The organism is Streptomyces sp. NPDC041970, assembly GCF_055588985.1.
The window spans coordinates 76,291-88,162 of the sequence record NZ_JBVJCD010000014.1; the positions used below are offsets into that span (position 1 = coordinate 76,291).

Genomic DNA, 11,872 nt, shown 5'->3' on the forward strand with positions numbered 1-11,872 from the left:
CCGCCGCGGACCCCCCGCTTCCCCCCCCCCCCCCCCCCCCCCCCACCACCCCCCCCCCCCCCCCCCCCCCCCCCCCCGGGACGCCCACCGGTCCCGCCGGGTCCGGTTCGACCTGGCGGGACCGGGCGGAGCGGTGGCGCGTCAGCTCACGTTCACGTCCACGCAGGCGTAGAAGGCGTTCGGGGTGTCCGCGATGTTCCACACGGCCAGCACCTTCTGCTTGCCGGTCAGGCTGCCGAAGTTCACCTGGTGGGTGACGGTCTCACCCGGCCGGGCGCCCCCGTCGTTGAACTCCGCGATCTTCCGGCCGCCCGCGTAGTACTGCCACGTGCTGGTGGCGTGGCGGGCCGTCAGGCGCCAGTTGAAGCTGGTCGTCCGGCTGACCGGGGTGACCTTCCAGCCCTTGCCGTCGTTGTTGAGCTCGGCGAAGCCGGCGTTCCCTCCGCTGCAGCTCGACAGGCCCTTGGGGCCCTCGACGCTCTGCGGCTCGTACTTGATGGCGCCACAGGCGACGACGCCGGAGGCGCACTGGGCCTGCCGGCTGGGCGGCGAGGATATGTAGCCGTGCGCGCTCGCGCTACTGGCGGGCAGGCTCACGACCAGGAGCGGGGCGATCCCCGCTCCGATGGCGGCGGCCAACATCTTCTTGCTCTTCATGACGACTCCTCTGTGGGGGGCGCCCGCCCGCCCGAAGGCAACGCAGGCATGAGCATGTCAAGCTGCGGCTCCGAGGCCGCGGAGACGACCAGGAGCAGCGACGGAAGCGTACCCCTCTTGGTCTAGACCAAACCAGTGCGCATATACGGCAGTTGAGGCCGAAGGGCGAGAGGGCCCGGCGGGGTCGGCGGCTACGGCGGTCCACCCGACCGCCCACGCGCGCCCGCACCCGCCGCCGTAGCGCCTGCCCACCGCCGGCGCCGCCCCGGCCTACGGCTCGGGCTCCTCCGGGGCCGGGCGGCCCGGACCCTCGACCGGCCTGCCCGGACGGGGCCGGTCGAGCACGGCGTCCTGCTCGGGGGCGGCGACCGGCCGCACCCGCCCGGAGCCGGTGCGCGGGCCGGGGTCCGGCTCCGGGGCCCGGACGGTCACCTTCCCGGAGGTCAGGTCTATCGGCCCCCGGCCCGGATCGCCGACGCCCAGGTCCACCCGGCTCAGCTCCAGCCGCTTCCGCTCGTCGGAGGTGTGCTTGCGTCCCGGTGCGAAAAGCTCCTCGAAGAAGTTGAACACCAGCCGTGCTCCCTCCGGTTCGCCGTTCGGACGGGCGGCTACTCCACCTCGACCAGGAGGATCCTGTCGTCCCCCGGCTTCGGCGTCCCCCGGCCGTCCGTGTTGCTGGTGACCAGCCACATCCGGTCGCCCCCCGCACTCACCACTGTGCGCAGGCGTCCGTACGCGCCCTCGAAGAACGCCTGAGGGTCCGCCAAAGGTTCCGCGCCCCCCTCGCCGGACAGCGGAATCCGCCAGAGCCGCTCGCCGCGCAGTCCGGCCGCCCAGATCGAGCCGGCGGCGAACGCGATCCCGCTGGGAGAGGCGTCGGAGGTCTTCCACTGCGCGACCGGGTCGACGAACCCCTTCCCGCCCTCCCGCCCCTCGACCTCGGGCCACCCGTAGTCGCCGCCGGGCTTGATCAGATTCAGCTCGTCCCAGGTGTTCTGGCCGAACTCCGCCGCCCACAGCCGCTTCTCCGCGTCCCAGGCGAGCCCCTGCACATTGCGGTGCCCGTACGAATAGACCACCGAGTCCGCCTCCGGGTTGCCGTGCACCGGCTCGCCGTCGGGGGTCATCCGCAGGATCTTGCCCGCGAGTGACTCCTTGTCCTGGGAGAGGCCCGTGTCCCCGGTCTCGCCCGTGCTCGCGTACAGCATCCTGTCCGGACCGAAGGCGATCCGGCCGCCGTTGTGGATGTCGCCCTTGGGGATGCCGCGCAGGACGGTGTCCGGGGCCCCCAGCCGACGGCCCTCCGGACGCTGCTCGTCGTACGGCATCCGGACGATCCGGTTGTCGGAGGCCGTGGTGACGTAGGCGTACACGAGCTGGTCCGCGCCGAACGTCGAGGAGACGGCGAGCCCGAGCAGGCCGCCCTCGCCCGCCGACGACACGCCGGGCACCGAGCCCAGCAGCGTCTGCTTCCCGCTCTCGCCGTCGACGCGGTGGACGGTCCCCTCGTCCCGCGAGGCGACCAGCAGATCGCCGCCCGGCAGCGCGGCGAGCCCCCAGGGCGACTTCAGCCCCTCGGTCAGTGTGGAGACCACCTTCGCCGACCCCTCGGCGGGCGGCCGCACGGCCGACCGGTCCGGGGAGGGCGGCGCAGCGGAGCCAGGCGCGGCGGTCGGGGAGCCGGCCCGCCGCCCGGACGGGCCCCCCTCCGTCCCGTCGCCGGAACACGCGGCGGACAGCAGCAGGGCGGCGGACGCCGCCACGGCCACCGCCCCCCTGCGCACCGCGGGGGACTGCACAGGTCCGAACACAGCACCACGCACGGAACCGATCCTTTCGACGACTGACTGACTGTCCCGTTCCTACACCGAGACCGGGGCCGACGGCTCCGGTTCGGCCCGTTCCCGACCCCCGCCCGGCCCGCACGACGCGCCGCGAACGGCCGGAGGCCACCGCGGGCTCGCCGCCCGCACGATCCGGCGCACCCGCCCGCGCCCCCGTACGCCCCTCGCGGGGCTCAGTCCCACGATCCGCGTGCGGCGGGCAGTCCGGCGATCTCCGCCAGGTCCCGGTCCTCCAGGGCCACCCGCGCGGCCCCGGCGTTCTCCACCGCCCAGCGCTCCCGCTTCGTCCCCGGCACCGCCACCACGTGCGGCCCCTGGCGCAGCACCCACGCCAGCGCCACCTGCGCCACGGTCGCGCCGCGCCGCTCCGCGATCCGCCGCAGACCGGCCACCACCGGCTGGTTCGCCGCCATCATCTCCGCCGTGAACCGCGGATGCCTGGCCCGCAGGTCCTCCGGCTCGAACCCCTGGCCCGGCGTGAGCGTCCCGGTCAGGTAGCCGCTGCCCAACGGCATCGCGGCCAGCAGTCCGACACCGCGCGCCCGGCACCAGGGCAGCAGCTCCGTCAGCGCCTCGCGCGACCACACCGACAGCTCCGCCTCGACGGCGCTGACCGGGAAGACCTGCTGCACGCGCTCCAACTGGCGGATCGTTCCCTCGTGCGGGCCCTCGCCCGACCGGCGCGGCGCCCGTGCCCCCACCGCGCACAGCCCCAGCGAGCGCACCTTGCCCGCCGTCACCAACTCGGCCATCGCCCCCCAGGTCTCCTCCACCGGCACCTCGGGATCGGCCCGGTGGAGTTGGTAGAGGTCGATCACGTCGGTCTGGAGCCGGCGCAGCGAGGCGTCGCACGCCCGCCGCACGTATCCGGGCCGGCCGTTGGCCACGATGTGCTGGTCGCCCACGAGCAGACCGCACTTGGTGGAGACGAACGCCTCGGACCGGCGGCCCTTCAGCGCCCGACCGACGAGCAGTTCGTTGGTGAACGGCCCGTACATGTCCGCGGTGTCGAGCAGCCGGACGCCCGCATCGAGTGCCGCGTGCACCGTCCGCAGCGAACGGTCCCCGCGCCGCTGCGACGCGCTGTAACCCCAGCTCATCGGCATACAGCCCAGCCCGATCGCGCCCACGGCAAGCCCCGCCGCCCCGATAGTCCTGCACTCCAACTCCCCGAACCCTCCCCCTAGGACCTCTCGCCACGAGCAGGCTCTCGCTCCCGTCGTCACGGGGCCGCCGCACCCAAAAGTAACCTCTGCCGGCGGCGGGTCTCCGCGCAGCCGCCCTGGAGCGCCGGAGGGCCCGTCGCATAGCCTCCTGACCATGACTGCGACGACCCCCGACGTGTGGCTGCCCTACCCGGCCGAGGAGATCGACGGGCTCCCCGAGAGCCTCGGCTACCGCTTCTGGGACGGCGGCCCGGACTTCCCCGCGGACCCCGCCAACTGCGCCTTCTACGTCGTTCCCTATATGAAGGGGTCCGAGATCGCGGTGCGGCCGCTCGCCGCGATGAACGCCGTCCAGGTGGTGCAGACGCTCTCCGCCGGCATCGACCACGTGGAACCCGGCCTCGGCCTGCTGCCCGCGGGCGTCCGCCTCTGCAACGCCAAGGGGGTGCACGAGGCGTCCACCGCCGAGTTGACGCTCGCCCTGATCCTGGCCTCCCTGCGCGGCCTGGCCGGATTCGTGCGGGGCCAGGACGCCGAGGAGTGGCGGTCCGGGTTCTACCCCGCGCTCGCCGACAAGTCCGTCCTCATCGTGGGGTACGGGTCCATCGGCTCGGCCATCGAGGACCGGCTCGCCCCCTTCGAGTGCGCGGGGGTGACGCGCGTCGCGCGCTCGGCGCGGACCACCGGACGGGGGCCCGTGCACGCGCTCGACGCGCTGCCCGCACTGCTGCCCGAGGCCGACGTCGTGGTGGTCTCCACCCCGCTGAACCCGTCCACCGAGGGGCTGGTGGACGCCGACTTCCTCGCCGCCATGGCCGACGGGGCCCTGCTGGTCAACGTCGCCCGAGGCGGAGTCGTCGACACCGAGGCCCTGTTGGCCGAACTGGAATCCGGGCGGTTGCGGGCAGCGCTCGACGTGACCGACCCGGAACCGCTGCCCCCCGGCCACCCCCTCTGGCACGCGCCCCATGTCCTGATCACACCTCACGTGGGCGGCAGCACCTCGGCGTTCGCACCCCGCGCCAAGCGGCTGCTGGCCGCGCAGCTCACCCGGTTCGCGGCCGGAGAACCGCTGCACAACGTGGTCCGCACCACCGGCTGACCCGCCCCGTACGGCCACGCTGCGGGCTTGACCGGACACGCGCAGTGCCGCCCACCTCGGGTTTCGTCACGCAGCGTAGAGGGGCTATGGCGCTCCGTGACGGACCTGGTGTATTGTCCGGACCGGGGGGCTGCGCCGTGGAAGGGACGGCGCGGGGGGAGCATCGGAACGCGAGGGGGCGACGGGCGATGTGCTGGCCATGGAAAGACGATCCGACGCGGACGAGCGAGCGGTCGAGGCCGTCGGCTCGGACGAAGCGTACCGCCCGCCGCTGGCCGGATCCCGGCCCCGCGACGGCTGCGGAGCCGGGGGTGCGGCGGGCCGACCGCCCGCGAGCGGGCGCCGGGCGACCCCGGACCGGTCCGGGGCGGAGCCGGACGCCGGGGCACCTGAGCCCGGCGGGTCCGGGACGGGGAGCCCTCCGGTGAGCGCGCTGGCGGCCCTGCTCTCCCCGAGGCCCGCCTCCGGGAGCGCGGGCCTGCGGTCCCGCATCCTGCTCGGCGTCGTCTGCGCGGGGTATTCCGTGGGCGCCGCCGTCGGTTGGGGCTCGCCCCGACTGGCGCTGGTCATGGGGGACTTCGGCCTCGCCGTGGCGGCCCTGATCGCCGCCGTCTCCTGCTTCCTGCACGCCCGCGCGGGCGCGGGCCGGCTGCGCCCCGCCTGGCTGCTGTTCTCCCTCTCCTCCCTCATGGCGGCCTGCGGGAACGCCGTCTGGGGCTGGTACGAGGTGGTGCTCGGGGTCCCCGTGCCCGCCCCCTCCCTCGCGGACGTCTTCTTCCTCTGCTTCGCGCCACCGGCCATCGTCGGCCTGCTCGTGCTCGCCAAGCGCCCGGTCACCCGCGCCGGATGGATGTGCCTGGCCCTGGACGCCTGGCTGATCGGCGGCTCCCTGCTGACGCTCGCCTGGAGCCTCGCCCTCGCGCACACCGCCGCGCACTCCGCCCACCTGGAGGGCTTCCCGGACGCCGGAGTGGCGTCCGCGGCCCTCTCGCTGGCCTACCCGCTGCTCGACATCGTGCTCGTCTCGATGGTGCTCGCCCTGCACTTCCGCAGGACCGGCGGCAACCGCTCCGCGGTGAACACCGCCATCGCCGCCCTGGCGCTGACCGTCCTGAGCGACGCGGTGTTCACCTCGCCGCTGCTGCGCTCCACCTACGAGTCGGGCCAACTGCTCGACGCGGGCTGGTTCGCCGGATCGCTGCTCCTCGCCTACGCCCCCTGGGGCGCCCGGCGCGGATCGCGGGACGCCGACCGTCCGGGGTCGCCGCGCGCCGCCACCAGCCGCCCGATCGCCGGCTCGCTGGCGGCCCTGACCCCGTATCTGGCCGCCGCCGTCTGCACCCTCGGCATCCTGTACAACGTGGTCGAGGGCCGCCGGGTGGACCGGGTCGTGGTCCTCACCGGCTGCGCGGTCGTGCTGGCGCTGGTCGTCCGGCAGGGCATCATGCTCCTCGACAACCTCACCCTCACCCAGGAATTGGCCCAGAAGGAGAACCACTTCCGCTCCCTGGTGCAGGGCTCCAGCGACGTCATCATGATCGCCGCTCCCGACGGCACCCTGCGCTACGTCAGCCCCGCCGCCGCCGGGGTCTACGGGCGCGAGGCGGAGGACCTCGTCGGCTGCGAGCTGTCCTCGATCATCCACCCCGAGGATCTCGGCCGGGTCGTCCACGACCTGCGGCGCTTCCTCGCCGCCCCGCCGCACGAGCAGCCGACCACCCGCATCGAGTGCCGCTTCCGCTCCGGCGCCGGCGACTGGCTCAACGTCGAGTCGACCGTCAACCGCCACCAGGGCGGCCTCCTCCTCAACAGCCGGGACGTCACCGAACGGGTCAGGCTCCAGGCCCAGTTGCAGCACAACGCCGAGCACGACCCGCTCACCGACCTGCCCAACCGGGCCCTGTTCACCAGCCGGGTCCGGCAGGCGCTCGGCGGCCGCCGCTCCTGCGACCCCGGCACCGCCGTCCTCTTCATCGACCTGGACGGCTTCAAGGCGGTCAACGACACCATCGGCCACCAGGCGGGCGACGAGCTGCTCGTCCAGGCCGGCCGCCGCCTCCAGGAGTCCGTGCGGGCGGGCGACACCGCCGCCCGGCTCGGCGGCGACGAGTTCGCCGCGCTCATCGTCGGCGACGGCGCCCACGACCAGGGCGCGCGGGAGTACCAGGTCCACGAGATCGCGGAGCGGCTGCGCCTCACCCTCTCCCAGCCCTACCGGGTCGGCGCCGGCGAGGTCCGGGTGGCCGCCTCCATCGGCGTCGCCTTCGCCGAGCCCGGCATCAGCCCCACCGACCTCATGCGCAACGCGGACCTCGCGATGTACCGGGCCAAGGCCGGCGGCAAGGACCGGGTCGAGCTGTACGCCCCGCAGATGCAGGCCGACGTCGTACGCCGGTCCGAGCTGGCCACCCGGCTGCGCACCGCCCTGCGCGACGGCGAGTTCGTCCTGCTCCACCAGCCCGTCGTCGACCTCTCCGACGGCTCCGTGGCGGCCGTCGCCGCCCAGGCCCGCTGGCGCTCCGCGCAGGGCATCCTCTTCACCCCCGCCGAGTTCCTCCGGATCGAGGGCGATGACGACCGCACCGCCGAGCTGGGCCGCTGGCTGCTGGAGGAGGCCGTGGCCCAGGCCGCCGACCGGGCCAGGGCCGGGCACCCGGTGCCCGTCTCCGTCCGGATCTCCGCCGCGCGACTGCTGGACACCGTCCCGCCCTTCGGCTCCGTCGAGGCCCTGCTGACCCGCCACGGGCTCCCCTCGGGCGCTCTGATGATCGAGGTCGCCGACAGCGACCCGCGCGTCTCCTTCGACGCCCTGGAGCAGCGCCTCGTGGCGCTGCGCCGACTCGGCGTGCGGATCGCGCTCGACGGGTTCGGCAGCGGTTACGCCGCGATCAACGCGCTGCGCCGGCTCCCCATCGACGTACTGAAGCTCGACCGGAATCTCGTCGAGGGCGTCGTCGAGTCGGCCAGGCTGCACAAGATCACCAGCGGTCTGCTGCGGATCGCCTGCGACCTCGGCCTCCAGTCCGTCGCCGACGGCGTCGACATCCCCGAGCAGGTCCTCGCCCTGCGGGCCATGGGGTGCACGCACGGCCAGGGGATGGCCTTCTCCGGGCCGCTCGACGAGTACCGGCTCCGACGGGCCCTGGTGCGCGGCGAGTTCCCCGTGCCGGGCGTCCCCGGCCCCCGCCCGGTCATGGCGGGCGGCTCGGTCCCCCTGCTCGCCGGATCACATGCTGAGACGCCTGTCCCACCTACTTGACACGTCATGCGTGCCGGAGAGAGGGTCAATGCCATGCGCACCCGAATTCTCGTACTTGGAAAGCGCGTCGGCTGAAGCAGGGTCACTCCACGACACTCTGCGGACCGCATCCGACGCGCTCCCCTCGCTTGCCTCCCGGCACGAGGGGTTTTTTGTTGCCCGACATCTCTCAAACCGCTGCAAAACACCCGCGAAAACCCTCAGCTTCGAGAAGAGAATGCCGATGACCGAGCAGGCCACCGGGGCCCATCACCCGCAGCCGCGCGCCCGTACCGGCGGGCAGCCGCCCGCCACCGTTGAGCACGTCACGGGCGCGCAGTCCCTCATCCGTTCTCTTGAGGAAGTCGGCGCCGACACGGTATTCGGCATTCCCGGCGGAGCGATCCTCCCCGCCTACGACCCGATGATGGACTCCACGCGGGTCCGCCACATCCTGGTCCGCCACGAGCAGGGCGCGGGCCACGCCGCCACCGGGTACGCGCAGGCCACCGGCAAGGTCGGCGTCTGCATGGCCACCTCGGGCCCCGGCGCGACCAACCTGGTCACCCCGATCGCCGACGCGCACATGGACTCCGTGCCGCTCGTCGCGATCACCGGCCAGGTCTCCTCCAAGGCCATCGGCACCGACGCCTTCCAGGAAGCCGACATCTGCGGCATCACGATGCCGATCACCAAGCACAACTTCCTGGTCACCAAGGCCGAGGACATCCCGCACACCATCGCGGAGGCCTTCCACATCGCCTCCACCGGCCGCCCCGGACCGGTCCTCGTCGACATCGCCAAGGACGCCCTCCAGGCCCGGACCACCTTCAGTTGGCCGCCCACCCAGGACCTGCCCGGCTACCGGCCGGTGACCAAGCCGCACGCCAAGCAGATCCGCGAGGCCGCCAAGCTGATCACCCAGGCCCGGCGCCCCGTGCTGTACGTCGGCGGCGGCGTCCTCAAGGCCCGCGCCACCGCCGAGCTGAAGGTCCTCGCGGAGCTGACCGGAGCCCCCGTCACCACCACCCTGATGGCGCTCGGCGCCTTCCCCGACAGCCACCCGCAGCACGTGGGGATGCCGGGGATGCACGGTTCGGTCACCGCCGTCACCGCGCTCCAGAAGGCCGACCTGATCGTCGCCCTCGGAGCCCGGTTCGACGACCGCGTCACCGGCAAGCTGGACAGCTTCGCCCCGTACGCCAAGATCGTCCACGCCGACATCGACCCGGCCGAGATCGGCAAGAACCGCACCGCCGACGTGCCGATCGTCGGCGACGCCCGCGAGGTCCTGGCCGATCTGGTCCAGGCGGTCCAGGCCGAGCACACCGAGGGCAACACCGGCGACTACACCGCCTGGTGGAAGGACCTCGAGCGGTGGCGCGCCACCTATCCGCTCGGCTACGACCTCCCCGAGGACGGCAGCCTCTCCCCGCAGCAGGTCATCCAGCGCATCGGCCGGCTCGCCCCCGAGGGCACGATCTTCGCGGCCGGCGTCGGCCAGCACCAGATGTGGGCCTCCCACTTCATCGACTACGAGCAGCCCGCCACCTGGCTCAACAGCGGCGGCGCGGGGACGATGGGGTACGCGGTCCCGGCCGCCATGGGCGCCAAGGCCGGGATGCCCGACCGCACCGTCTGGGCGATCGACGGCGACGGCTGCTTCCAGATGACCAACCAGGAACTGACCACCTGCGCGCTCAACGGCATCCCGATCAAGGTCGCCGTCATCAACAACGGCGCCCTCGGGATGGTCCGCCAGTGGCAGACCCTCTTCTACAACCAGCGCTACTCCAACACCGTGCTGCACTCCGGCACGGACACCGACGGAGCCCCGGCCAAGGGCACCCGCGTCCCGGACTTCGTCAAGCTGTCCGAGGCGATGGGCTGCTACGCGATCCGCTGCGAGGACCCGGCCGACCTGGACAAGGTCATCGAAGAGGCCAACGCCGTCAACGACCGCCCCGTCGTGATCGACTTCATCGTCCACGAGGACGCCATGGTCTGGCCGATGGTCGCCGCCGGCACCTCCAACGACGAGGTCCAGGCCGCACGCGGAGTCCGCCCCGACTTCGGCGACAACGAAGACGACTGAGAGACAGAGAGAGACCGACTCCATGTCCACCAAGCACACGCTCTCCGTCCTGGTCGAGAACAAGCCCGGTGTCCTCGCCCGGATCACCGCCCTGTTCTCCCGCCGCGGCTTCAACATCGACTCGCTCGCGGTCGGCACCACCGAACACCCCGACATCTCCCGCATCACCATCGTCGTGAGTGTCGAGGACCTGCCCCTGGAGCAGGTGACCAAGCAGCTCAACAAGCTGGTCAACGTCCTGAAGATCGTCGAACTCGAGCCCTCCGCCGCGATCCAGCGGGAGCTCGTCCTGGTGAAGGTCCGCGCCGACAGCGAGACCCGCTCCCAGATCGTCGAGATCGTCCAGCTCTTCCGCGCCAAGACCGTGGACGTCTCCCCGGAGGCCGTCACGATCGAGGCGACCGGGGGAGCCGACAAGCTGGAGGCGATGCTCAAGATGCTGGAGCAGTACGGCATCAAGGAGCTCGTCCAGTCCGGCACCATCGCCATAGGGCGCGGCGCGCGCTCGATCACCGACCGGTCCCTGCGCGCCCTCGACCGCTCGGCCTGAGCCGGGCGGCCGCCGTGCCGCTCGCATGGCGAGACCCGACCACGCACACATCGCACCCGCCGTACGGTGGGACGCAACACCTGCACACCAAGGAGAAGACCCAGTGGCCGAGCTGTTCTACGACGACGATGCCGACCTGTCCATCATCCAGGGCCGCAAGGTCGCGGTCATCGGATACGGCAGCCAGGGCCACGCCCACGCGCTGTCCCTGCGCGACTCCGGCGTCGACGTCCGCGTCGGTCTGCACGAGGGCTCGAAGTCCAAGGCCAAGGCCGAGGAGCAGGGCCTGCGCGTGGTGACCCCGGCCGAGGCCGCCGCCGAGGCCGACGTCATCATGATCCTCGTCCCGGACCCCATCCAGGCCCAGGTCTACGAGGAGTCCATCAAGGACAACCTCAAGGACGGCGACGCGCTGTTCTTCGGCCACGGCCTGAACATCCGCTTCGGCTTCATCAAGCCGCCGGCCAACGTCGACGTGTGCATGGTCGCCCCGAAGGGCCCCGGCCACCTGGTCCGCCGTCAGTACGAGGAGGGCCGCGGCGTCCCGTGCATCGTCGCCGTGGAGCAGGACGCCTCGGGCAAGGGCCTGGAGCTCGCCCTGTCGTACGCCAAGGGCATCGGCGGCACCCGCGCCGGCGTCATCAAGACCACCTTCACCGAGGAGACCGAGACCGACCTCTTCGGTGAGCAGGCCGTGCTCTGCGGTGGCGCCGCCGCGCTGGTCAAGGCCGGTTTCGAGACGCTGACCGAGGCCGGGTACCAGCCCGAGATCGCGTACTTCGAGTGCCTGCACGAGCTGAAGCTCATCGTCGACCTCATGTACGAGGGCGGCCTGGAGAAGATGCGCTGGTCCATCTCGGAGACCGCCGAGTGGGGCGACTACGTCACCGGCCCGCGCATCATCACCGACGCCACCAAGGCCGAGATGAAGAAGGTCCTCGCCGAGATCCAGGACGGCACCTTCGCCAAGAACTGGATGGCCGAGTACCACAACGGCCTGCCCAAGTACAACGAGTACAAGAAGGCCGACAGCGACCACCTGCTGGAGACCACGGGCCGCGAGCTGCGCAAGCTCATGAGCTGGGTGAACGACGAGGAGGCCTAGGCCTCGGACGGGGGGGGGGGGGGGGGGGGGGGGGGAGGCCCCACCCCCCCCCCCCCCCCCCCCCCCCCCCCCCCCCCCCCCCCCCTAGCGCCCCACTCCCCCCAAATGGCGTCTC

9 protein-coding genes are annotated in these 11,872 nt (G+C 72.7%); 5 read left to right on the plus strand and 4 right to left on the minus strand.

Annotated features, from left to right (window positions below):
- Nucleotides 1-141: 141 nt before the first annotated feature.
- From ACZ6EJ_RS10585 to ACZ6EJ_RS10600, 4 genes are all read right to left on the minus strand, one after another.
- The gene (locus ACZ6EJ_RS10585; RefSeq protein ID WP_469266092.1) at nt 142-657 is read right to left on the minus strand and encodes a lytic polysaccharide monooxygenase auxiliary activity family 9 protein; all 516 of its coding nucleotides are present in this window, start codon (nt 655-657) and stop codon (nt 142-144) included.
- 270 nt (nt 658-927) lie between these two features.
- On the minus strand, nt 928-1,227 hold the full coding sequence (locus tag ACZ6EJ_RS10590) for a DUF6191 domain-containing protein (RefSeq protein WP_469266094.1): 300 nt from the start codon (nt 1,225-1,227) through the stop codon (nt 928-930).
- A 38-nt stretch (nt 1,228-1,265) separates the two neighbouring features.
- Complete coding sequence (locus tag ACZ6EJ_RS10595; RefSeq protein WP_469266096.1) at nt 1,266-2,480, minus strand: PQQ-dependent sugar dehydrogenase; 1,215 nt, start codon at nt 2,478-2,480, stop codon at nt 1,266-1,268.
- 194 nt (nt 2,481-2,674) lie between these two features.
- On the minus strand, nt 2,675-3,631 hold the full coding sequence (locus tag ACZ6EJ_RS10600; RefSeq protein ID WP_469266098.1) for an aldo/keto reductase: 957 nt from the start codon (nt 3,629-3,631) through the stop codon (nt 2,675-2,677).
- A 190-nt stretch (nt 3,632-3,821) separates the two neighbouring features.
- Here ACZ6EJ_RS10600 and ACZ6EJ_RS10605 point away from each other — a divergent pair, with 190 nt between their 5' ends.
- From ACZ6EJ_RS10605 to ilvC, 5 genes are all read left to right on the plus strand, one after another.
- Entirely contained in the window at nt 3,822-4,769 is a 948-nt protein-coding gene (locus tag ACZ6EJ_RS10605) for a 2-hydroxyacid dehydrogenase (protein ID WP_469266100.1), read from the plus strand.
- A 424-nt stretch (nt 4,770-5,193) separates the two neighbouring features.
- Nucleotides 5,194-8,028 carry a putative bifunctional diguanylate cyclase/phosphodiesterase gene (locus ACZ6EJ_RS10610; RefSeq protein ID WP_469266101.1) on the plus strand — a complete coding sequence of 945 codons (2,835 nt, stop codon included), beginning with the start codon at nt 5,194-5,196 and terminating at the stop codon, nt 8,026-8,028.
- 217 nt (nt 8,029-8,245) lie between these two features.
- Nucleotides 8,246-10,102: an acetolactate synthase large subunit gene (locus ACZ6EJ_RS10615; RefSeq protein WP_469266102.1), complete on the plus strand. Its 1,857-nt coding sequence runs from the start codon at nt 8,246-8,248 to the stop codon at nt 10,100-10,102.
- Between the two features lie 22 nt (nt 10,103-10,124).
- Nucleotides 10,125-10,652, plus strand: coding sequence for an acetolactate synthase small subunit (ilvN, locus tag ACZ6EJ_RS10620; protein ID WP_469266103.1), 528 nt, complete (start codon nt 10,125-10,127; stop codon nt 10,650-10,652).
- 103 nt (nt 10,653-10,755) lie between these two features.
- Nucleotides 10,756-11,757: a ketol-acid reductoisomerase gene (ilvC, locus tag ACZ6EJ_RS10625; protein WP_469266105.1), complete on the plus strand. Its 1,002-nt coding sequence runs from the start codon at nt 10,756-10,758 to the stop codon at nt 11,755-11,757.
- Nucleotides 11,758-11,872 lie beyond the last annotated feature (115 nt).

What these genes read in the sequence shown, in the direction of transcription:
- ACZ6EJ_RS10585 (WP_469266092.1), bottom strand. Translation starts at nt 657, where the DNA reads ATGAAGAGCAAGAAGATGTTGGCCGCCGCCATCGGAGCGGGGATCGCC.
- ACZ6EJ_RS10605 (WP_469266100.1), top strand. Translation starts at nt 3,822, where the DNA reads ATGACTGCGACGACCCCCGACGTGTGGCTGCCCTACCCGGCCGAGGAG.
- ilvN (WP_469266103.1), top strand. Translation starts at nt 10,125, where the DNA reads ATGTCCACCAAGCACACGCTCTCCGTCCTGGTCGAGAACAAGCCCGGT.
- ACZ6EJ_RS10615 (WP_469266102.1), top strand. Translation starts at nt 8,246, where the DNA reads ATGCCGATGACCGAGCAGGCCACCGGGGCCCATCACCCGCAGCCGCGC.